Origin of the sequence: Cupriavidus sp. SS-3, from assembly GCF_035818815.1 — a bacterium.
GTDB lineage: Bacteria > Pseudomonadota > Gammaproteobacteria > Burkholderiales > Burkholderiaceae > Cupriavidus > Cupriavidus taiwanensis_C.
Map to the genome: position 1 here is coordinate 222,403 of NZ_JAYLVT010000006.1, position 23,341 is coordinate 245,743.

14 protein-coding genes are annotated in these 23,341 nt (G+C 64.7%); 8 read left to right on the plus strand and 6 right to left on the minus strand.

The window, feature by feature from the left end:
* Nucleotides 1–37 precede the first annotated feature (37 nt).
* The 6 genes from U9J39_RS12175 (at nucleotide 38) to tssA (ending at nucleotide 10,075) form a co-directional block, all read left to right on the plus strand.
* On the plus strand, nucleotides 38–2,839 hold the full coding sequence (locus U9J39_RS12175) for a type VI secretion system Vgr family protein (RefSeq protein WP_326347138.1): 2,802 nt from the start codon (nucleotides 38–40) through the stop codon (nucleotides 2,837–2,839).
* Nucleotides 2,840–2,873: 34 nt separating this feature from the next.
* Nucleotides 2,874–3,785 carry a DUF4123 domain-containing protein gene (locus U9J39_RS12180; RefSeq protein ID WP_172581829.1) on the plus strand — a complete coding sequence of 304 codons (912 nt, stop codon included), beginning with the start codon at nucleotides 2,874–2,876 and terminating at the stop codon, nucleotides 3,783–3,785.
* A gap of 10 nt (nucleotides 3,786–3,795) precedes the next feature.
* A complete protein-coding gene (locus U9J39_RS12185) occupies nucleotides 3,796–6,540 on the plus strand; it encodes a T6SS effector BTH_I2691 family protein (protein ID WP_147299346.1) in 2,745 nt (914 codons plus the stop codon).
* A 12-nt stretch (nucleotides 6,541–6,552) separates the two neighbouring features.
* A complete protein-coding gene (locus U9J39_RS12190) occupies nucleotides 6,553–7,623 on the plus strand; it encodes a DUF6708 domain-containing protein (protein ID WP_115713421.1) in 1,071 nt (356 codons plus the stop codon).
* Complete coding sequence (locus tag U9J39_RS12195; protein ID WP_326347201.1) at nucleotides 7,577–8,881, plus strand: DUF6708 domain-containing protein; 1,305 nt, start codon at nucleotides 7,577–7,579, stop codon at nucleotides 8,879–8,881. The genes U9J39_RS12190 and U9J39_RS12195 overlap by 47 nt, the downstream gene beginning before the upstream one ends.
* Before the next feature lie 102 nt (nucleotides 8,882–8,983).
* Nucleotides 8,984–10,075 carry a type VI secretion system protein TssA gene (gene tssA, locus U9J39_RS12200; RefSeq protein WP_326347139.1) on the plus strand — a complete coding sequence of 364 codons (1,092 nt, stop codon included), beginning with the start codon at nucleotides 8,984–8,986 and terminating at the stop codon, nucleotides 10,073–10,075.
* Nucleotides 10,076–10,130: 55 nt separating this feature from the next.
* Here the strand turns inward: tssA and U9J39_RS12205 are convergent, their stop codons facing one another.
* The 6 genes from U9J39_RS12205 to U9J39_RS12230 form a co-directional block, all read right to left on the minus strand.
* A complete protein-coding gene (locus U9J39_RS12205; protein ID WP_115713420.1) occupies nucleotides 10,131–11,009 on the minus strand; it encodes an OmpA family protein in 879 nt (292 codons plus the stop codon).
* Complete coding sequence (gene tagF, locus U9J39_RS12210; RefSeq protein ID WP_115713419.1) at nucleotides 11,006–11,995, minus strand: type VI secretion system-associated protein TagF; 990 nt, start codon at nucleotides 11,993–11,995, stop codon at nucleotides 11,006–11,008. The genes U9J39_RS12205 and tagF overlap by 4 nt, the downstream gene beginning before the upstream one ends.
* Entirely contained in the window at nucleotides 11,992–15,948 is a 3,957-nt protein-coding gene (tssM, locus tag U9J39_RS12215) for a type VI secretion system membrane subunit TssM (protein WP_326347140.1), read from the minus strand. The genes tagF and tssM overlap by 4 nt, the downstream gene beginning before the upstream one ends.
* 60 nt (nucleotides 15,949–16,008) lie before the next feature.
* Nucleotides 16,009–17,502, minus strand: a complete 1,494-nt coding sequence (locus tag U9J39_RS12220) for a hypothetical protein (protein ID WP_326347141.1) — start codon at nucleotides 17,500–17,502, stop codon at nucleotides 16,009–16,011.
* Nucleotides 17,503–17,560: 58 nt separating this feature from the next.
* Nucleotides 17,561–17,830: a PAAR domain-containing protein gene (locus U9J39_RS12225; RefSeq protein WP_018007548.1), complete on the minus strand. Its 270-nt coding sequence runs from the start codon at nucleotides 17,828–17,830 to the stop codon at nucleotides 17,561–17,563.
* Between the two features lie 87 nt (nucleotides 17,831–17,917).
* Nucleotides 17,918–18,775, minus strand: a complete 858-nt coding sequence (locus U9J39_RS12230; protein ID WP_115700251.1) for a M15 family metallopeptidase — start codon at nucleotides 18,773–18,775, stop codon at nucleotides 17,918–17,920.
* A gap of 271 nt (nucleotides 18,776–19,046) precedes the next feature.
* Here U9J39_RS12230 and U9J39_RS12235 point away from each other — a divergent pair, with 271 nt between their 5' ends.
* Together U9J39_RS12235 and U9J39_RS12240 are read left to right on the plus strand one after the other, a co-directional pair.
* On the plus strand, nucleotides 19,047–19,883 hold the full coding sequence (locus U9J39_RS12235) for a hypothetical protein (RefSeq protein ID WP_326347142.1): 837 nt from the start codon (nucleotides 19,047–19,049) through the stop codon (nucleotides 19,881–19,883).
* A 151-nt stretch (nucleotides 19,884–20,034) separates the two neighbouring features.
* Nucleotides 20,035–23,331: a type VI secretion system Vgr family protein gene (locus tag U9J39_RS12240; protein ID WP_326347143.1), complete on the plus strand. Its 3,297-nt coding sequence runs from the start codon at nucleotides 20,035–20,037 to the stop codon at nucleotides 23,329–23,331.
* Nucleotides 23,332–23,341: the final 10 nt, after the last annotated feature.

Consider the following 23,341-nt stretch of genomic DNA (forward strand, 5'->3'; position numbering starts at 1 on the left):
CGGCATGCGCAGACTCGTGACATCGCGGGAGTAATTCATGGTTTCAGCGACCGACCTGGCCAAACTGCTTGGCGCCGCTTTCTCGCAGGCCAACCGCTTGCTGCGCCTGCAGACGCCCCTTGGGCAAGACGCGTTGATGCCGGAGCAACTGCAGGCGGCAGAGCAGCTGGATGGTGGCGGGTTCCGCATCGAACTGACGGCGGTGTCGGATAACGCCGGCATCGAGGTGCAGAGCCTTCTGGGCCAGGCGGTGCGCGTTGACCTGCTGACCCAGCGCAGCCGCGCCACGCTGCGGCCCTTCCATGGCCACGTTACCCGCTTTGAGCGCGTGGGCGCCAACGGCGGGCTGGCGCGCTACCGGATCGTGGTGGAGCCCTGGCTGGCCTTCTTGCGCCATCGCCGCGACAGCTTCCTGTTCCAGGACATGTCGGTGGTAGACGTGGTGGACAGCGTGTTCGGCGACTACAACGGCCAGGGCAAGCTGGTGCCGGCGTGGCGCTGGGCGCTGCGCGATGCTGCGGCCTATCCGCGCCGCAGCATCGTCACGCAGTACGAAGAAAGCGACTTCGATTTCGTGACGCGCCTGCTTGCCGAAGAAGGCTTGTTCTATTACTTCGAGCATGAAGCCGCCGATGGCGAGGCACTCGGCACGCACCGCATGGTGATCGCCGATGCCAACGATGTCTTCCAGGACAACGAACAGGCCAGCATCCGCTTCGGCCGCGCCGATGCCACCGCTGCCGAAGACGTGATCGACCGCTGGCAAGGCGTGCGCAGGCTGCAGACCAATGCCGTGGCCGTAGCCAGTTGGGACTATCGCGCCAAGGCGGTGCGCAGTGCCGAGGCCGGTGCGCCGGCCGAGGGCAATTCAGCCGTCCCGGCCCTGCAGGATACCGACTATCCCGGCCAATACTGGTTCGAGGACGGCGATCGGGCACAACGCCAGGCAAGGCAACTGGTGGAGGCGCTGGAAGTCCGGCGCCTGTCGTTCTCTGGCGAGGGCAGCGTTCGCACGTTGGCGCCCGCCAGCCGCTTCATGCTGACCGGCCACTTCGACTACGAGCGCGTGCAGGAAGACGACGAGCGCCGCTTTGTGGTCCTGGCGGTGACGCACGCGGCCCGCAACAACCTGAACGAGCGCTTCCGGGGCGTCATCGATCAATTGCTCGGGACAGGCCAGCCTGCCGCTGCGCCAGCCGACGGTACGTCGGCCGCCGCGGATGTGCCGTTCTACCGCAATCAATTTACGGTAGTGCCGGCAAAGATCCCCTACCGCCCGCAGCGGCTTGACGGACAAGGGCGGCAGCTACACCCGCGTCCCACCGTCACCGGCGCACAGACTGCCATCGTCGTCGGCACGGACGGTCCCGTGCATACCGACCGCGACCATCGGGTAAAGGTCCAGTTCCACTGGCAGCGCGGGGCCCGCTCGGCCAGCCGTCTCTCTCATCCTGCGGGCGACGACAACGCCCGCGCCGAAGCCGGTTTGGGCACCTGGGTGCGCGTAGCGACCCCGGTTGCAGGCGCAAACTGGGGCGGCGTGGCACTGCCGCGCGTCGGCCAGGAAGTGGTGGTGGAATTCCAGCACGGCGACATCGACCGCCCGGTCGTGATCGGTGCCGCCTACAACGGCCGCGGCCAGGCCAGCGCCCAGTACAACCAGAACCAGACCGGCGCTGCCAATGCGACCGGCAACGCACCGGCGTGGTTTGCCGGCAGCAATGAGGCCTCCGATGGCAAGCAGGACGGCAACGGCAAGCCCGACGGCCAGCAAGGCCATGCCCACAAAGCGGTGCTGTCCGGCATCAAGACCCAGGCCCTGGGCCACAGCCAGGACGGTACCGGCGGTTACAACCAGCTGGTCTTCGACGATACCTCGGGACAAAGCCGCACCCTGCTATCCACCACACAAGCGGCCTCGGCCCTGACGCTGGGTCACCACCTTGAACAACGCGACAACGCCCGCCAGGCAGCACTCGGTCACGGCGCCGCGCTGGAAACGGCGGACAGCGGCGCCTTGCGAGGCGGCGCAGGCATGCTGCTGACCGCGCACGGCGCCGGTACCAGCGTGCCCTTGCTCGACAGCGAGGGCGCCGCGACGCAGGTGGAAGCCAGCGCCGAACTGCTGACCTCGCTGGCCGATGTCGCGCGCAAGCAGAAGGCGGACTTGCCGGACGAGCCGGCTCCCGCCGAACTCCCGGCCATCGCCCAACTGAAGCACACCACTGAAGTGCTGCGTCATACGGAAGCCGGGGGCGATGGCAAGGCCAGCGCCACTGCCTATAACGAGCCCCACGTGCAAGTCTCCGCACCCAAAGGCATTGTCGCAACCACGCCAGCCGATGCGGTGCTGGTTGCGGGTACGCAGCTGACGGTGGCAGCGCAGAAGGATGCCAATGTGGCGGCGGGTGGGAATCTGTCGGTGGCGGTGGCTGATGGGCTTAGCTTGTTCACGCATGGCAAGGCTGGGGGTGAGTCCGCGGCTGGGATCGCCATGCATGCGGCGAGCGGGAAGGTGGGTGTTGCCAGCTTGCAGGGCCAGGGTCGCATTGCCGCCGAAAAGCTGGTGACGGTGTCCTCGTCTCAGGGGGCGGTCAATGTGCAAGCGAAGGAGCATGTGCTGTTGAATGCGGCCGGGGCGCAGATCCGGGTGCTTGGCAACACGATCGAGGTGCATGCGCCGGGGATGACTACGTTTAAGGGGGCGCAGCATTTGTTTGTGGGGCCTGGGGGGAGAGGGGCGAATACTAGCCTGCCCAAGGGCGAGCTACCCTTGTGCGAGTATCAGACGATGGGCGCCGAATCGACCGGTGCCGGCATCGTTCCGATTCAGTCGTGATCCGGTAGTCATGTCCGTGCAAGATCGCCATCTGATGAATCAAGCTGAATCCGGGAATGGGGAGGGCGCCGCCGACACGCCTGCTGGCCGCTCCGCTTTTTCTCACCGGTGGTTATCAGATTTCGCCTACGCGCTTCTGAATCCGCTGCGCCTTGAACGTGAAGAGTGGGAAGACCTTCCGCTTACCAGGCTGGCACCGCCAGGACTGAAAGTGCAGGCGGAGTTCATGCCGTTACTGTTAAGTTTCCGTGATTTGACCGCGCCGCAACGCGCTATCCTGCTGAGTCGTATAGAAGCGAGGGAACAGCAGGGGGACTCATATCTTTGCGGTCTCCTCAACAGCGATGCCGAGAACTCAGTGCTGAGTGCCCATCTTAGCCGCCTCCTGGTGAGGACGCGACAGGACAATGGACAGCGTTACCTGCTTCGCTATTACGACCCGCGTGTCATGCGCCACTTGCAATGGTTATTGACTGACAAGCAGCATGTGGCATTTTGCGGGCCGATCAGCGTCTGGTCGTGGCCAGCATCCAGCGGCTGGAATACCAGTCGCCGTCTCGCGCAATACAGTCCCGGGCAGCAATTGGTCTTGCGTCCCCATCAGTGGGCGACGCTCGAGCGCCTGGCCCTAATCAACCGGGCACTGACGGAACTTGAGATTCTGGCGCCCGATCTACCGCAGAACGACGCGCTGTTTCAGCGGCTGGATGCGGCACTGGTGCAGGCGAGTACAGAACTCGCGCTCACCGATAGCGAGGAGTGGCTGTTTTGCGCGATCCAATCCGTCCGCTTTCATCCGCAGATCCATCATCATCCGCAGCTATTGGAACGTCTTGGACAAGCAGCTACCAAAAGGGGAAGCTATGCTGCCGCATGTGCGGACCTCGACGATTCCGCTTGGCTCGGTATGGCGGAGGAGCTGAACAGCCGAATGCCGACAGCGTAATGAGACAACCATGACCCAATCTGGTACGACTCCGAAGAACAACCAAGCCGGTTGCCCATTCTGCCTAAAGAAGGGCCTGCCGATCTTGCCTGTCCGGTATGCGATCGCCCGCGATGACATAGGCAAGGGCAAACCGGCGCCACGGCTTGGTGGTCCTTTTGGTGACGGCGTCCAAGCGAATGATCTGCCGGGAGGGCAGCACTATACGTTGCGTCTCATGCGGCCTGGCTACCTCTATGTGTGCAATGAAAAGCGTGGCAGTTGGGATGCTTACGTGGTGACGGAAAAAGGGTACTTGTACCCCTTTGCGAGCGAAATCAAACACAGTGTCCTGGAAAAGATGGACACCAACAAGGTGCAGACCATTGACTCATTGCTGCAGCCGCCAAAGGAAGCCATCGAATTCAGTTGCCAGCGCGAACCAGATCATCCCTATCTGGCCCGTTGCATCATGATTCCAGACGCGAGTTCCGCAGAAAGAATCTGGCTTGGATTCTCGGATACGCCGTGGACAAAACGTGTATGGAAGGCGCATACCAATGCCAAGGAGCGTGCGCGCCATATGCGCGAACTCCGTTTGGATCTTTGGAAAGGGGGAAGCCACCGCCACGCCGATTCGTTGGAAAAGCTAGGTGGCCATTTGTCCGAGGCGGGCTATACGATCAAGGAGACCCGTCCCGAAGCCGGCAAGCGCGGCACGTATCCAAGCGAAATGGCGGGACAACCATCCGTATTTTCTCACTCGCCACAGGCGTTTTACGGCTTGAGGGAACAGCTGCCCGGTCTTGTCAATTGGGCAAATTCGCAAGCAAAGCGGATGGGCATGATTGCCCCAATGCTGGCAGTTGACGACCCGGTCGGATTGGCTTTGGAAGCCGCGCAATTGCTGCGTTTGCGCGTAGAAATTTTCGAACGCGACAAGGGCCGAGACTGGAAACACGCCACATCCACGACCATTGTTGGCATGCGCCATGCCATTGAAGAGCAGGCCGTGCGGGAGGCGCTCCAAGTCAAAAGAAACACTTCTGGCGTTGCCGTCTACACGTACGCCGATGGAATGCCGGTTGCGAGGCCCTATGACCCGGACCTGGAGGAAAAGGTATGGGAGCAGAATGGGCTGAAGGCCCTGACGCCGGATGAAGAGAGGCGCGCTCGCCGAAATGCTTGGAAGGAGTATCTGAACGATTACAGCGAGCCCAATCGAGAAGCCTTCGATAAAGAGCTCGAGCGCGATATGAACGCGTACGCCAAGAACACCCTGGCGCCGCTGGCGCGAAGCTTTGTGAAATGGTACGGAGGAACACCATATCGGGAGGCGATGGCCTGTAACCACGATGACACCGATATCAAGAGCGGCGAAGCCATGACCAGCTTGGTCATGGCTTGCTTGTATGACATCGTTGGTATCGAGCCGGTATCCGACATCCTTCTCAAGGAATTGCAGGGCTCCTTTACGGAGCGCAAGAACACGGTTCTGCGGGCACTTGTGCTTGACAACTCCGAGGCGGCTAAGAAGCTAGAGAAGGCAGCCACTGCTGAGTTGGAAGTAGGCAATCCCGGGGCTTGGAGCAATGTATTTAAGGCCTTTGCCCACGTGGTGGAGAAAGGCCATGCCAACGAACTGGCAGGCGCGATGAGTAGTGTGGCGCGGATGGCGTACACAATTTCGGCGCCTATCGTGACTTTGCTGGGCCGCTCGGGTAGAGCGGCAGCAGGGAAAGCGGGAGATGCTATGGTTACTCTTGCCACGCGTTATCGCCACGTGGCTTTACTTGGCCTTCTTGCTAACAAGCCACTGCGACAGCTCAAGATTCGGGCATCTGAAGCTGAAATGGCGCATATCATCGTTGATGAGTTGGCACGCGCGCTTCCCAACGTCGATAGGCAGGCTCTGCGGCGGCAAATCGACAACCACGTCCGGACTGAGTTGTCCGAACGTACGGGCGCGCGCGCTAGCGTGCCGGAGGCGCGCAATGCGAGAGGGAGGCGCGTCTTTCACTGGACCGTGTTTTGGGACGAGGACAATAAGCGCTTATTCGGTGGCGCAAATCTTGATCAGTTAGACAATGTGCTTTTGCGCGAGGATCAGCTACGTGCCGCGTTGCGGGGCAGGGCTGCAAGTGCCATTAAACTCGATATCGGGCTGGGAACGGCGGGACTGATTCTGGACGGATGGAATGTCTACAAGGCGTGTGTCGAGTTACCAGACCCGAAGAAGGGGACCCCGGGACAACGGCAGTTGCAGTTAATTGGAGCGCTGACAAGTCTTGCGGGTAGTGCCGTTGAGTTGGCTGGCAAGGGGTTTGAGCGGTCGGTGTGGGGTAAGACCTCGCTCGCGCGGCCATTCAGGTTGTTCATGACAAAGGTATCCAACCGGGCCCTGCTGGTCGGCTTCTTTGGCAAGCTAATCGGCACGGCTGGGGCATTCTTGGGAGCTGTCCTTGACTATTGGAAAGCCAAGGAAGCGGAGAAACAGGGTGACGTGCCCATGTACTATCTCTATATGACTACGTCCATTGCGGGCGGAGCCATTGCACTTCTTGTGCTATTTGGTGTGCTAAGCGCTGGTCTAGGATTTGTACTGATGATCGCGTTGGCATTGGTGTCCATGCTCGGAGAGTGGCTAATAAATGTCATTAGAGATAACAAGGTCGAAGTGTGGTTGGATAAAACGCCATTCGGCAAGCACGCACACGGGAGGTTTCTCAGGCTGGACGAACAAGAGGCCGCCTACGATGCGCTACTCAAGGCATAGATGGAGTAAGGAATGAAAGAAGGTCAATACGCGGGGTGGCTGACGCGTTACAAAATCAATCGCCCGCTGTTGGCGTACGAGGAAGAGGAATATCTAGATCCAAGGGCGCCGGTCCTTGAGTTGCCGCCGATGGATCACGGTATCCTGAGGATGAACTCCTCCTACGCGGAATATATGGATCGATTTTTCCTTGAGCGAGGTTGGGCTGCCATGGGCGGAGCGCCGTTTGTCGCAATGGGGCTTACGTTTGTGTGGCTCATCGCCTCGACAATGTACGCGCCGCGGGAAGATGGGACTCCGCGCGATCCTTCGTTCATTACTGCAGATTGGATATTTCTAATCGCGTGGTTGTTGTTCGCGCTGTGCGTTATAAGATTCATCTGGCTCAAAGACTTCTTTCGCTACACCCATTACCCGATTCGCTTCAATCGCAAGAACAGGACCGTCTACGTTTTTCGGCACAACGGCCCAGGTGGCGTAATGACCGTACCTTGGGACAAAGCCCATTTTTTTATCGGACGCTCCAGCCCCGCCATGGGCGGGCAGAGCACCTTTACTTTCGACTTGCGCTGCAATGTCCTGGATGAACAGCGGATTGTGCGCGATACGTTTGCCGTTGGCATGGATGGCAGCAGCAGCCGCGGGGCAGTACTTGAGCATTGGGAGATGGTGCGCCGTTACATGGAAGACGGCCCACAGAGCCTCCCGTTTCCACCACTGGCGCTTACAGTTTCGACGGAAGCAACGTTGCGAAATATGGTCATCACTCAGGTCAGCGGACAGTTTTCGGGTCTTTTAAGCATCCTGATGTTGCCCATCACGTTGCCTTGGGCCCTGTTTCGTTACCTGGCCATGAAAACCTGCCAACGGCCTGCCTGGCCGGCGGATGTTGAGGCGGCGTGCGCAATCGACCCGAATGATCCCTTTGTCCTTGAGGAGCCGCGCTACGCAGGCGATGCCAAGACAGGCGGTCCTGCGGGTGACGAGCGGTTTTTGGCCTACCGCGAGCGAGCGCTGAAGATGGCCCTTGAGTACGATGCAGAGCGAAGGAGTCGTCTCGGTCCGGATGGGACAGCTGCCTAAAGGGATTCTCGTGCTATTGGATGCTGGCGATCTGGGCCTTGGCCAATTTGACGACCGCCTCCCATTCTCCCGGTTCAAATTGCCGGACGGAAAAGCAGAAACAGGCAAGGGGGGTATCATGTTCGGTCGCGAATACGAATACGCACGCGCAAGGCGTCGGTCCGTCGCCAAGGGCCGTGAATTGTTGAACATTGAAGGACAGCGCCGCTGGCGTGTCAACGAGGCGGGCGCAGCTGAAGGGGTGTTTGTCCCTGGCCGATGCGTCTATGCGCAGAACGATGCCTACCTGGAACTTGCCAACCCGGGCTTCGGTGTGCAGAGCATGGTGACGTCATGGGCGTTGCTGGTACTGCTTGGCTGCCTGTTCACGGTTTGGGTCTGGTATGGCCTGGCTCTCCACCCGCTGCTGTCTGGCAGGATATTTTTCCTGGGCTGGTCCGAGCCCTATGAATCGGCGATGCTTCCGTTGGTGATCGGAGGCTGGACGATTTTGTTGTTCCTCTCGGCCGGCTTCGTGTTCCTCGTAATCATGATGTTCGTTGGTCTGGGAGGGCGTACGGCATTCTTCGGCCCCCTGCGCGGGCGTATTCGGTTCAATCGCAAGACGCGCCAGGTCTATGTCTTGCGCCCAGACTATTGTGGCGGCAACAAGGTGTTTGCATGGGGCCGGCTGGAGGCCGTGCTGAAGCCCTTTCCCGCACGCATGGAGCCCAAAGTGGTCCGCTACAAGCAGGCCCAGCCACTGGCGCTTTACCACCCGCCATTCAAGGCTGAGGATCCCGCCGCGGAGGGCGAGGACGTTATCTTTATCGAGTCCGCGACGACCGCGTACTACCCGGACGGCGTTGCAGGCCTGTGGGAATACATTCGCCAATATATGGAGGAAGGTCCTTCGGTCGACGTGATCCCACCCAATGCGCCGACGACATTCAAACAGGTACCCCGCTACCTGCCACCTGCCTACAGCACCTACTGCGGAATGCCAAGCGCTGCGCAATGCAGGCTGGAGATGGATGCGTCGTTCTATCTACCCCTGTATATGGCCCTGGCGCAATCCACTTGCGCGTGGCCGCGCTTTCCGAAGGCCTGGGAGAGCGATTCGGGTATTGGAGAGCCAGAGGATAGGCCGGTGCAGACAGGTGCTGTGATGACTGCGATGGTGTATCGCGCAGAAGGCAAGCTGGCCCAGGCAGATGAAGTGGAGTTCATGAGGCGCTGGGGTACTGCAGAGGGCCTCGACGAGGCGATGGTGCGTTAGCTTCGTTGTTTGTAATTTGGATACGATGGGTAACTCTTTGAGACTTAGATGGCCCCTTCCAGCGGTACACTTCCCCCTTGTTTCCAAAGCTGATTGACCATCATGGCTTCCCTCCAGTTCGACCGCCTGCTTGCCCCCCTTCCTGGCGACCAACCCTGTGGTGAAGACCTGCTCTTCTCTGCTGAATTCGACCGCATTCAGGAGGCGCGCCGCTTCGATGACCCGTCGCTGGACCAGGGTGACTGGGTGACGGATATCAAGGAGGCTGACTGGCGCGAGGTCATCGGCATCGCCACCACGCTGCTGCAGGACCGAACCAAGGACCTTCGCCTTGCGGTCTGGCTGACCGAGGCGCTCTCCAAGGAACGCGGGCTCGCCGGGCTGCGCGACGGCTATCACCTGACGGCGGAACTTTGCAGCCAGTACTGGGATCACCTGCACCCGGTGATGGAAGCCGATGATGTCGACTACCGCACCGGCAGCGTAACGTGGCTGGCAGGGCGATCGAGCCAGCTGATCCGCGAGATTCCGCTGGTCGATGAATCGGCCGGCGGCTACTCGTACGTTGACTGGGAGGTTGCGACGCATCTGGCCGAAGCGATCCGCCGCGACCCTGAGCAGGCGGATGAACTGGCACAGGGCAAGGTCAGCCAGGAGCAGTTCGAGGCGGCGCGGAAGAAGACGCCGGCGGCATTCTATACGGCGCTGCATGCGGACCTGGTGTCCTGCGAGGCAGCCCTGAAGCTATTGGGCGATGTGCTGGACGAGCGGGCCGGCGAACATGCGCCAAGTTTCCGCCATGCGCGCGAGGCGCTGGAGGCAGTGCGTATGCTGGTGGAGCGCTTCGTCGGCAAGCCGGTGGAGCGTCCCGCCGGCGCAGAGGCAAACCAGGCATCGTCCTCGCCTGCGCAGAGCGGGCATGCAAGCGTGTCGGCTGACGCTGCCGATGCCATGCACTCCGGTCCCATTCGCACGCGCGCCCAGGCACTGGCGCAATTGCGTGAGGTCGCGGAGTTTTTCCGTCGCACGGAACCGCACAGTCCGGTGGCTTATCTGGCCGCACGCGCTGCGAAGTGGGGGGACATGCCGCTGCACGCGTGGCTGCGCACGGTGGTCAAGGACGATGCCACGCTGTCGCAGATCGAGGAGCTGCTCGGCGTTACCTCAGATCCTTCGGCTGATCACGACGCGTAATTCCAGGCCACGCCGGCAGTATCGATGCGCCGGCGTGACGCACAGCAATGCCGGATTACTGCCCCGCCCGGAACTCGATCCTCCGGTTCTTCGCCCGTCCTTCCTCTTTGTCATTCGGCGCCACCGGCTGGTCCGGACCCACGCCCACCGCCGTCAGCATGCCGGGCTCGCCGCCCTTGCCGATCAGGTAGTTCTTCACCGTCTCCGCGCGTGCCTGGCTTAGCGTCAGGTTCAGCGCGCGGCTGCCGGAGTTGTCGGTGTGGCCGACAATCTCGATCTTGCGCCCGCTCAGGCGCGGCAGCACCGCGGCCATTTCATCGAGGATGGCGCGGCCCTTGGGCGTCAGCGTGGCGGCACCGGTCTCGAATTCGATGATCCGGTTGGCCAGCGTCTGGTCCAGCAGGTTCTGTTCGGAAGCCGGCACGCGCAGGCCGTTCTTCACCGTATAGCTCTGGCCCAGGCCGGTGGCCATGTCGCTGGCGATCTGCTGGCGCTGGGCTTCGTTGCGCACGTCGCCGTGCACGGATACCTGCGTGCCATCGATGCTCAGCTGGCCGCGGCTGACCTGTTTGATCTGCGGCGAGAGGATCTTCTGCACATTGGCCGACCAGTTCGGGGGCGAGACCACGTTGCCGACTTCGATCTGGTCCACCACGTTGGCGCTGCCATACAGCTCGCGCAGGCGCGCCAGGACACTGGCCTTGGTGGCTTCGTCAGGGACCGCGCCGCCTGCGACAACGCGGCCTGAAGGGGCCGCTGCGGACGCGGCAGGCGTGGCGGTGGTGCCGGGATCGCCCGGCGCGGCATGGCCGGGCAGCATGACCAGCGCCGCGAGCAAGCCCGCAGCCAGTGCAGGCGTGCGTGTTCCAACGGCGGCGGAGGCAGCCTTGACGTGGGCCACCCGGTTGCGTACTGCATTGACACCCATGCTCATTCCCCGGCAAAGACTTCACGGAAGGTGTCGAGCGCCAGGCGCAGCGACAGCTGCGGCTGGTCCATGTAGCTGACGAACTTGGCCATGCCGTAGTCTCCGTTGACGTGTTGCTCGACCCATTCCGGGTCATCGATATTGATGTTCTGCTCGGCATAGGCCAGCGGCGAGATCACGCCGTGCAGCGTGCGTGACGAGGCACCGTTGAAGCCGATCACCAGCCGCTCGTTGCCGCCAATCTGCCCGAGGAAGATCGACAGTTCAAAGTCGGCCCGGTGCAGGAAGCGCGAGACCAGTTCCAGCCAGAAGCTCGCCACCAGGCTGCGGTAGAGCGGGTCGGCGGGCAGCGGCAGGGTCAGGCCCTTTTCCAGGTGCGAGGAGCCGGACGACATCAGCGGCTGCAGCAGGATGCCGAGCGCCAGCAGCGTGCGGCGCAAGCGCACATGCTGGCCCTGGCCGGCCAGCATGTGCTCCAGGCCGGCCACGGTCTGGAAGTCGATGAAGTCGGCAAAGCTTGCGTCGTGGCTCTGCGCGCCGGCACCGGTTTCCACGCCCAGCTGGGCCTGGGCCAGTTGCTGCAGGCCTTCGGTCGCATCGGATGCCTGTGCGAGCGCATGCATCTGCTGCCCGGCGCGCGTCCACAGGCGGGCCAGCGCCAGCGGGCTGCGGGCGATAAATTGCAGGGGGCGCTCCACCTCCATCGCCGCTGCCGTCAGGAACGGAAAGCGCCGCGACGACAGATCGCTGCTGGCCATCAGCGCACCCGCGATGGCGAGCTTGCTTTGCGAGCCCAGGAAGGCAAAGTGCATCGGCTTCCACGCGTCATAGCAAGCCTTCCAGGCCGGGTCTTCGGCCAGCAGTTCCATGCCCTGCGCGAGCCAGCGGTCCAGCGTATCGAGCAGCTGGGTATTATTGGCACTCTTGACGAAGTCGCCCCGGGACGGGATTTTGCCGAAATAGGACAGCTGCAGTTGGGTCGGCTGGCTCATTGCGCCGTACCTCCTTGGTTGACTTGGGCCGAGGCCTGCGCGCTGCCCTGCATGCTGGCCTGCGGGTTCGGAACAGGGGGTGCGGACGGAGGCGCCGCGGGGGAAGTCGACGGCGAAGCGGCCGGGGGCGTCGCGGTGTTGAGTGGCGCATTGGCGTCGGCGATCGCGGTCGGCAGGCGCAATCCGCGCAGGCCCTGGCTCTGCGGCGAGTCGGAAGCGCTGGCATTGCCCGCGGTCTGCGGGCTGCTGATGATGCGCAACGCCACGCTGACCGCGATGTTGTCGCGGCTCCAGGTCAGGTCGAAGGCGCCATCGGGGCGGCGCTTGCGTGCAGCGGTCGCAATCAGGCGCTCCAGGCCGAAGCGGCCGGGCTCGTTGAGCAGCTCGACGGAGCGGCCGTCGAAGGTCGTCGCCGTGATCTTTGCACCGGGCGAACCCTGCGGGTTGGGCCAGACAAAGTTGGCCCACTGCGCCGGCGTATTGCGATAGCGCAGCTGCTGGCCGTCGATCTCGACGGTGTACTCGGTGGTGCCGGTCGCGGGCGTCGGCAGGATCTGGAATACGGTCTGCTGCGCCGCAGCAGCCGTGGCGCCGCCACCGCCGCCCGCCGCGCCGCCGGTCAGCGGCGCCACCCAGCGCGTGAAGTTGGTGGTGAACTCCGGCGCCAGCGTCAGGCCAAGGTCGCCCCAGGTGCGCGCGGCCAGCATGTCGCCGCGGCGCACCGACAGCGGGCCGATGGTGGCGGTGGTGAACTTGGCGATGGCGCCCTCCGGCCCGAAGATCTGGCCGATTTCTGCCGCGCTGGCTTCGATCTTGGCATCCGAGGCAAACGGATACTTGGTCGCCAGGGTCTGGCTGAATGGCTGGTACACCTGTGCGTTCCAGACCTTGTTGATCTCGACACTGGCCGGGCGGATCACCACGGCGTAAGACTGCAGCAGCGGGCGCACCAGCAGCGGCCGCAGCGCCTGGCGCTGGCTGTCGGTGAGGCCGGTCATCATCTGCTCGTCGACATACTTCAGCGCATCGGCCAGCTCCGAGCCATTGCCGTCCAGCGTCTGCTGCATCAGCTGGCGTGCGCCGGGGCCGGGATCGCCCTGGTTCTTGAGCTGGTTGAAGCGCGTGCGCACCTTCGACAGCGATTCCATGTAGCCGCGCAGCATCGAGTTGTTGTCATGCATGACGACGATGCGCGCCAGGCCCGAGAACTCCTTGCCGACCGGGCCCATCGGGATGGTGCCCGCCGCAGCGCTGGCGCCGCTGACATCGACATTGACGCTGACCTGCGAGGGCGTGCCGCGCGAGATCAGGCGCTTGAACCAGTCGAGCATGCCGGACTTGGCTTGCTTCAGGCCGGCATTGAGCAGCGAGGGGTTGTCCCACGAGGTCTGCTCATACGCGGTGTCCAGCACCTTGCGGATCGGCGAGTTGGCCGGGTCGCCCAGCAGGTTCATGCTGGCCACGGCCTGCTCGAAGCTGCCGAAGTCCTGGATCGTCACGCCCTGCATGAAGCGCTGCCATTCCCGCGCGTACTCGGTCTTGTACATGGTGACCAGCGTCTTCTGGATCTGCTCCGGGCTGCCTTCCAGGGTCAGGTCGTCGCGCGCGGCGACGTTGAGCACCCAGTCCTTGCTCTGCAGTTCCTTGCTGGCGGCCTCGCGTATGGCGGGCTGCACGTAGCCGAGCCAGGCTTCGCGGGTGAAGGTGCCGGGCACGGCGTAGCTGCCGGCGACCACGGAGGCGCCGGTGTCGCCCACGATGCGGGCGACGGTCATCGGGGCAAAGCGGGTGGAGGCGCGGGCCTTGATCTCGGCGTAGGCGCGCTCGCGCGCTGGCATGCCGCGCACCACGCGGCGCAGGTTTTCGCGGGACTGGTCGACCAGCGACAGGTTGCCTTCCAGCAGCGGCCAGTTGTCGTCGTTGACACGGGCCAGGAAGAACGACAGGTTGCGCTCCGCCGATCGGATCAGCTGCTCGCGCGGCATGTTGCCGCGGTTGTCTTCCAGCCAGCCGCGCCAGAAGCGCGTCATCTGGTCAGTCAGGTGCGCGACCTCGACGTGGCGCTTGTCGGCCAGCATCAGGTAGGTCTTGAGCGCGTTGTACGCGTCTTCCACGTTGGTGGGGGAGGCGTCGGTGTAGCGCTTGCCAGCGGCGGGCGTGGCGGCGCTTGCCGTTGCCGTGGCAGCGGGCGCGGAAGCCGGTGCTGACGACGGCAGCGACGTCGCGCCCACTGCGCCGGTTTCCGGCGGGCGCACCATTGGCGCAAGCTGCTCGGGATGCGCGTTGACTTCCGCCAGGAAGGTCTCGATGGCGCCGCCGACCGGTTTCAGCATCACCTGGCGCAGGCCGTTGTAGTACTCGTCCAGCAGCTTGTGCTGCAGCGTGTCGCCCTGGTACAGGCCCAGCGACAGCGCCAGCGGATGGTCGGCGCGGAAGCGTTCCAGCTGCTCGATGCGGTCCTGCAGGATGTCCAGCGCTTCCAGCCGCGCCTGCAGGTCGACGCGGTTCTGCTGCATCTTGACGATCTTGTCCAGGTCCGCCTGCACGTTGGCGGTCAGCTGCCGGTTGCCAAGGAACGACCAGGTCCAGCCCCCCAGCAGCAGGCCCAGCACCAGCACCAGGCCAAAGAAGGTGGCAAAGCGCAGCCGCGTCTTGGCGGGGCTGGCGAACTGGCGCACGGTGCGGCGGTCGGCAAAGATGACCTTGGAGAACAGGTCGCGCAGGAAGAATCCATTCTTCGAGAACACCTCCCGGTTGCCGGCCACGCCCTCCAGCTTGAGTCCGAATCGGCGCGCGATGCGCTCGGCCGAGACGCTGGTGGTGCTGGCCTCCTGTACCGCGCTGGTGAAGTAGAAACCGCGGAACACGGGCTTGTACTGGAACGGGTTCTCGTCGAACAGCGTGACCAGGAAGGCGCGCAACGTGGGCTTGACCGAGGCGAACTCCAGCGGAAAGCTCAGCAGCCCCGGCGACAGCTTGCCGTTGCGGTGCTGCGCGATCTGCGCCACGCTGATCTCTTTCAGGCCGTCGCACAGTTCGTCGAAGCGCTGGTCGAACACGGCTGCGACGTCGCGGCGCTCTTCGGGAGCGAAGGGCAGGGTGGCGCCCCAGACCCGGTCGCGCTCCTGCTTCTCGTTGTCGCCGAAGAATTCGGTAAAGCCGGTGATCAGGTCGGCCTTGGTGAACATCACATAGACCGGCGCGAACACTTCCAGCCGCTCGGTCAGTTCCTGCACGCGCTGGCGCAGGTTCTTGGCCAGGTTGATGGCGAACTCGGGCCGGTTCTGCGTCAGTTCCGGAATGCTGACCGTGACCACGATGCCGTTGATCGGCGCCTTGGGCCGATAGCGCTTGAGCAGGTCCAGGAAGCCCAGCCATTCGCGCCGGTCTTCCTCATGCACGGCATAGCGGCCCGCGGTATCGAGCAGGATGCCTTCGGTGGTGAAGAACCAGTCGCAGTTGCGCGTGCCGCCAATGCCGTGGATCACGGCGCTGTTCTTGTCGGCGAACGGAAACTGCAGGCCCGAGTTCAGCACGGCCGTACTCTTGCCCGCCGCGGGGTTGCCGATCACGATGTACCACGGCAGCTCGTAGAGCGCCTCGCTGCCCGACATCTGCCCGAGCTTCGAGGTTTTGATGGTCTTCACGGCGCTGGCCAGGCGCGTGCGCAACGCCTCCACCTCGTCGCGCTTGTCGGGCGGGGCGGCCTTGGTGGCCATGTCGGCCTGCTGCTCGAGGATGCCCTCGAGCTTGCCGCTGGCCCGGCGCGCGCGCCAGCGCTTCCACAGGTAGGTGGCCAGCCACGCCAGCAACAACACGCCCAGGACGATGGCGACCCAGGCCAGCCCGATTTCGAGGGTCTGCGCCATCAGCAACAGGAAGACGGTCAGCACGACCACGCCGAATACCGACAGCGTGCGTGTGTGGGTCAGGAAGTTAAGGATGCGATGCATGTTGCCTTTGGCTCGGGAGCAATACGGGATTCGGGGGCGCGGTGCGGGTCAGGCTCTGGATCACGCCGGCAGGATCGCGACGGCGCCACGCTGCTGCGCGTCGCCGGCGCTCAGTGCCAGCACGGGCCGGCCGCCATCGAGCGCCAGATAATGGGCCACCACCACCGGCAGCAGCGCACCGGCAGCGCCGGCGTAGCCGCACGGCAGGCCCAGAGCCAGCAGGTCGGCAACGGGGTCCAGTGTGGGGAAACGGGTGCTGACGACCTGGGCGATCTCGACGGTGCGCACGGGGTGGACGCCGGTGTCTGTGACGATGGTTGCCACTGCCGCCGGGGCTTCTTCGGACTGCGGCGCGGTGTCTGCTGCATCCTGGGGCGCGGCTTCGGCCTTGCCGGCAATGATCTCGATCGCCTGGGTGACAGCCTGGACCAGTGCCTCGAGTCGTGGCTGGCCGTGGTCTGCCGTAGGCGCTTCCAGGCGGGCCATTGCCGTGCGCGTGATGAGGATCGGTGCGCTATCGGCTAGGGCGTCGGCATCCTCGTCCGTGCCGGTCTTGGCCGCCCCGGCGGCAGGCTGGTGCGCGCCCAGCAGCACGCCGGCGGCGGCCTCGCCCGGAGTCCGGCCGTGCGGGCAGCGCGCACTGAAGAGCTGGTCTTCCTGTTCCAGCGCTTCGACGGCATTGGCGCCGATCAGCGAATCGGCGGCCACCAGCATGCGCAGCGCCGGCTGGCCGTCCACCGGGCGGTTCACGGCCTGGGTGGCGCGATCCAGTAACAGCAGGGCATCGCCGTCGCCGCGTGCGGCCGTGGCTTCGAGTGTGAGTCGTGCGGCTGGCCAATACTGGGACAGGCGCTCGCGCAGCCAGTCCCCTGCCGCGGCCTGCCGCGTTTCCGGCCAGCCGCGCGGCAGCAGCATCGTGACCACCAATGGCGCGGTGCTGTCCGGCACGGTCATGTCGTGGCCGGCAGGCGCGTAGACCGCCGCCTGCATGGCGAGTTCGTCGGTGACCTCGGCTGCCAGCGCGAGCGCCCGCAGGGCCTCGTCGTCCCAAACAAGATCAGGCGTGCGCGCGGCGAATTCTGTGTGCAGGCTTTCGATATCGATCGACTCGATCTGGGCAGCAAAGACAGGTGCGGGCAAGCCATCCATCGCCACCAAGCCAGGCCGGTTGCCGGCCTTGGCGGCCTCCGCCAGCGCATCGGGCGCGTTGCCGGCGGGTGTGCGCACGGCAGTGGCAAGCAGCGCCGCGCGCCAGTTACGGGTCGGATCGTTGGCCTCCGCATGCGCCCCCTCCGCGGCATTGCCGGCTTCTCCCGGCGCCGCAGTGGCGGGCGTTTGGCTGGCGGCCGCGACATTGGTACGGATCCCGTCCAGGGCACGCTTGATGACCAGGTAGGCAGCCACCATGCCCGCCGGCATCAGCGCCAGGTGCGTGACGATGTCCGTGGTGGTCGGCATCCGGTTGATCGACTGCCACCAGGCAATGGTCGCGACCCACACCACGGCGAACACCGCGAACAGGATCAGCGTGGACTTGATCAGTCTTGGAAACATGGTTTCGTGTCGAGAAGCGGCGGAAACGCGTTTGAAACGGCCGTTCGTTGCCGGGACTTCATGCGCTGCCGGTCACGCCCTGGCTGGACAGCAAGGTTGCGCCACAGGCGGTCTTGTCGCCGTGGCGCGCGGCGGCACGGCCGTCGATGATCACGTTGGGGTCGCCGGTGACGATGACGGTTGTGCCGCCATGGCCGGAGCGAGGGCAGGTAACGCGATCTCCCACGCACGCAATGCCCTTGCCGTTGGTGCTGGTGTTGCCCGAGGCCGTGATCACCACGCCGCCGTGGTCGGTCTTGTCGCCCAGCAGAATGAAAGGACGTGCCACTACGCTCTCCCCAAATTGCGCCGGCCAACCGCTGCCGGTCCTGTATCCATGTTCCTGCCAGCCCCGCCATGCGGGGCGATCGTGCCGCTATTGCTGCGCCGGCCGTTTGCCAAGCACTCCCGGCCGGCGCAGCTCGACGTGCCCGAGATCCATCATCTTCCAGCGGCCGCCCCAGACCAGACCGGCAGACTCGGCGGCACGGCCATACAGCTCGTAGCCGCGCATGGCCCACGGGTCTTTCTCGCTGATCACCAGCTTGCCGTCGCGGTAGAAGGCACTGTCCGCGGCCAGCCCGAACTGGTGGTAGCTGTGGTAGGCGCCGGCCTGCGTCACATGGCTGCCCATCGCCGCCAGCTTGGCCTGCCGTTCCGGGCTGCGGTAGCCCTCCAGCAGCGCCATTTCATAGCCGTGCTCGTCGCGCATGATCTTGTAGACCAGCAGCAGCCTCTGCCTGAATTCGGCATCCAGCTGTTCCCAATCCCGGCTGGCTTCGCGGATCGCGGGGCGGATCAGCTCCACCTCGCGCGTGGTGAACACCTCCGGCGGCAGCGGTGGCGGCGGCACCAGCCGCTCGCCGTTGAGCAGCGCGGCGATCTGCGGGTCCGGCTCGCGCACGCCGTCATCGTCCTCGAACTGGAACACCTGCCGGTGACGCAACGCCAGCGCCAGCACCGGTGGCAGCGTCACCACCCCTGCAGCCGCCAGCACCAGCGCGCGGCGCTTGGCCAGGAAGTCCCGGGCTGAGGCCAGCGTCGAGGTGGCGTTGCCGACCGAGTGGCGGATCGAACTGGCCGATTGCGAGCCTGCCGTCGCCGCACTTGTGCTCAGGCGGCGCCATTGCGAGCGCGCCATCGCAAAGCAGCGCTGCCGTACTGCGGGAAGAAGCAGCACGGCAGCAGCGGCAACCATCAACACGAAATAGAGGACCAGTGCGACAAAGACCATGCTTACCTACTTGACCGGGCTGGCCCCGGGCGGTGAAGGTCCGCAAAGGGCGCCGAGCATATTCAGTATTTTTTACATCTGTATTCGATTTGATCTCAATCCGCGGTGACGTGCCCCGTATCGGGTTTGTCTTTCGACGATGCCAGCCGTAGAATCCGGGAGTCTAAGGCCAAAATGATCGAATCTGCCATATATGACACAACGGGTCGGTAATTGTAAATCCGGCCGGTAGCGTCCGCCGCGCATTTTATTTCAAATTTCTTGATGACAGATGAGCAATAGCGACGATGTGAAGCCGTCAGCGCCACCAACGCTCTTTGGCAGCGAGCCTGGCGCCGACGCCGCCGGGCAGACCCGCATCCTGGCCAGCCTGGAAGGCCGCGTGCCGATGGCGGCCAAGGCTCCGGCCAGGAAGCCCGCTGGGCGCTACCTGGGCGCGGGCCTGGTCGCTGTTGCCGCGACGGCCGTGGCCGGCTGGCTGTGGCTGGACACGGGCGCCGACGCGCCCGTATCGATCCAGGCGGGCAATTCGGCGGTCCCCGCACAGCCTGTCGCTGGCGCAGCAGCGCCCGGCGGGCAGACGCTGCCCGACAATGCGCCGGCGGCGGCGCCGGTCGCTTCCGCCGCGTCAGCGGAATCCGCTCAATCAGTTGCCGAGAATTCCCAGCCGCAGGCCGCAACCATCGTTGATGCCGATAACAGTGACCCTGCGCTGGATCGGTTAGGCAAGGTGGACAGCGCGGCGGTTGCTGCAGGTGCTTTGGCGGGAGCGACGACGCTGGCCGCGCTGACTTCCCTGGGTAGCCAGCCAGCCGTGGCCGGGTCGAAGACTGCTGAAGTCAGCAAAAATACCAAAAAGACAGCGACGTCGAAGACAGCGGCGGCGGTGGAAAAGGGCACTACCAGTACCGCTGCGAACAGCAAAGAGAAGAAGACCGTCGCCAAGACCAGCACCTCCGCCAAGTCGAAAACGACACGTCGCAAGCCATCTGCCACGGCGGCTGACCCCGATGCCGAAGTCCTGGCGGCACTGCTGTCGCAACCCGAGGGCAAGCCGATCAGTACGGCGACGGCCAGCACGCGGTCTACCGCCAAGGCGCGCAACTGAACCCCGCGGCGGTTCGATCGAAGTACAGAGAATCGGTGTGGCGGGCCGGCATGCGCCACACTGTGCTTGCAATCCAGGCGGGCGCCAGCAACGGTAGCCCTGCGGGCATGTCGGGCCCTGAAGCAGTTGCGGCTGCACGAATGGACAGCGAATGGATGTAACCACTCTTTACCAACATCTTTTCAGCGCGGCGCACCGCCTGTATGCGCTGGAAGGTGAAGGCGCGCTGGGCGAGCTCGCCGTCGAAGCCTGGATCGGCCGCGAAGGCGTTTCCGCGCTGGCCGAGTCGCGCATCGTCGCGGTCAGCGCCAACGCCGATATCCCATTGGACAGCCTGCTTGGCCAGCGGGTCACGTTGCTGACCACCCTCGCCGGCGGCGGCCAGTCGCGCCGCACCGGCCTGATCCGGCAGGCCGAGAAGCTCGGCGCCGACGGCAGCCTGGCGCGCTATCGCCTGACGGTGGTGCCGTGGCTGTGGCTGACCACGCAGCAGCGCAACAGCCAGGTGTTCCAGAACCGCAAGCTCGACAGCATCATCGAAAGCGTGCTGCAACCCTATGCGCCGCATGCGCAATGGCGCTATGCAGCGGGCGCCGAAGCGCGCATCGCCGCCATCGGCGAGCGTACCCATGTCGCGCAGTTCCGCGAAACCGATTACCACTTCCTGTCGCGTCTGCTGGCCGAGGCCGGGCTGAGCTATACCGTCGTGGAAGACGAGGAAGCCCCTGGCGGGCATGCCGTGGTGATCTTTGCCGACAGCGCGCAATTGCCGGAAGATGAAGAATCTGCGGCGGGTGGCGGCATCCGCTTCCATCGCGCGCACAGCCAGGAATCGGCCGATGCCATCCAGCAGCTCGCGTGCGAGACCCGCGCGACCGTGGGCGGCGTGGCGGTGACGGCATGGGATCCGGAGGCCAAGCGGGCCATCCGCGGCCACGCCCCGGCACGCTATGTTGGCAATGCGGGCCGGGCGGTCAGCCCGGATCCGTACCTGTCCGTCAGCCTCTCCTTGGCGCCGGACGCGGCGAGCGCGCAGCGCGTTGCCGAGCAGGTGATCGAAGCCGTCGAAGCCCGCGCGCTGCTGTTCACCGGCCGGGCCTCCGTGCGCACGCTGCGCAGCGGCACGCGGCTGACCGTCAATGGCTGCCCACACCTGCCGCCGCAGCAAGACGATGCGGCAGGCTACCCGCTGCTGCTCGATGCGGTGGAGCAGTGCGGCATCAACAACCTGGCCGCCGACACGCGCGCCGCACTGGCCGATCGCATGGGGCCGCTCGAGGCGGCCTTGTGTTTCGACACACCCCCGGCCGCACCGGACGCCGCAGAGGCAACGCCCGGCTTGCTGGGCGTGTTGCCGGATCAAGAGCCCGTGCGCCTGGCTCCCACGCAAGCGCTGCAGACGGCAGCACGCGAACAGGGCTACGCGGCCATCTTCCGCGCCATCGACGCCCGCCGTCCCTGGCGCGCCTGCGTACTCGACGTCAATTGTCCGCGTCTTTACAGCCGGTCCGGTCCGCTGGGGGTGCATAGCGCGATCGTCGTCGGTCCTGACGGCCAGTCCCAGGCGGATGGCAACGCCGAACACCACGCCAGCCCCGCGGGCGAGATCCGCGTGCGCTTCCACTGGCAACGCGGCGAGCGCGCCGACGACCGCAGCAGCCGCTGGATCCGCGTCGCACAGCGCCAGGCCGGCGCCGGCATGGGCTGGCAATGGCTGCCGCGCATCGGGCAGGAAGTGCTGGTCAAGTTCGCCGACGACGACATCGACCAGCCATTCGTCATCGGCGCGCTGTACAACGGCCAGGGTGAAGCGGGCCACGCGCCCACGCCAGGCGGCAAGACCGCAGCGGCGGGCGGTGACAGCCAGTCCCTGTACGCGCAGGGCACGGACAGCGCAGCCAGCGCGCAAGGCAACCTCGCCGGTGGCCACAGTCCCGCCTGGCACGGCCTGGGCGCGCAGCCCGACGGCCACCGCAATGCCGCCGCGCTGACGGGTTTCAAGAGCCAGGAGCACGGCGGCAAAGGCTACAACCAGCTGGTGCTGGACGACAGCGACAGCCAGCTGCGCACGCAACTGGCCACCACGCTGCAATCGACCCAGCTCAACCTTGGCCACCTGATCCACCAGCAGGACAACCGGCGCGGCAGCTTCCGCGGCCAGGGCTTTGAGCTGCGCACCGACGGCCACGCCGCCGTGCGCGGCCAGGCCGGCCTATTGCTGACCACTTACCGTGACGCCGCCACCGGCCGTGCGCTGCCCACCGGCGACAACGCCGCCGGCATCGCGTTGCTGCGCCAGGCGGGCGATCTCGTCAAAACCCTGAGCCAGGGCGCGACCACGCACCAGACGCAGGCGCTGTCGACCGGCAAGGATGACGAAGCCCCGTTGCCGAAGCAGACCCAGGCTGCGTCCGGCATGGTCGATGGTCAAGCGCTGGAAACGGCCAAGGAGGATGCGTCCAGCGGCAACACCACGACCCCCGGCAAGGTTCCGCACCAGGGCGCGGCCATGGTCCACCTCAACGGCCGCGCCGGGCTGGCGGTGGTTGCCGGCCAGGACCTGCAGATCGCCAACGGCGAAAGCGTGGTACTGGCCAGCGGCCAGGACAGCAACATCGCGGTAGCCGGCCAGGGCCGCGTGCACGCCGGGCAGGCCATCGGCGTGGCGGCAGGACTGTCGGGCGCGGGGGACCACAACATCGGCCTTCAGTTGACGGCGGGGCAGGATGATATCGATATCCAGGCGCAGCACGATCTGCTGAAGCTGGCGGCACGGGATGACCTGACCGTGGTGTCGGCCAACATGAACGTGGATTTCGCCGCGGCGAAACGGATCCGCATTGCCACGGCGGGCGGGGCGTCGATATTGATCGAGGGCGGGAATATTACGGTGGAGTGTCCGGGGGCGATTACTTATAAGGCGGCGCAGAGGAAGTTTGATGGGCCGGTGAATAATGCCTACCCGCTCCCGGAATTTCCGCAAGCTCCGATGTCTTACAAGCCCATGGAATTCCGCATGCGCCTTGCAAATACCCCGGGCGAAGGCGGGCACGCGCTGGCTCACGCGCCCTGGAAGATCGCTGTTGGCGAAGCGCCGCTGGGACTCGGCATGGTGGCTGACGACGAACTGGTGGCACATGGCGTTACCGACGCCGATGGCAACGTGGTCCTCAGCCAGGCCCAGCAAGAAGCCCTGGCGCGGGCCTATTGCGCCAGTCCAGCCAACACCTGGCTGGTATATCCCGGCCAGACCGTACGCGTGCACGTTGCCGAGCAGGATCCGTCGTGGACGGACGAGGAGGCAGCACGCCACGCGCTCAATGCCGGTGATTTCAGCGGTGGCTTGCCGCAATCCATGTCGGACGACAATACCCAGCAACGCCTGCGCTATGCGCGCGATGCGCTGACTGCGGGGTCGCCCAATCAGATCTACAAAAAAACTCAGTAAATAAGAAGCT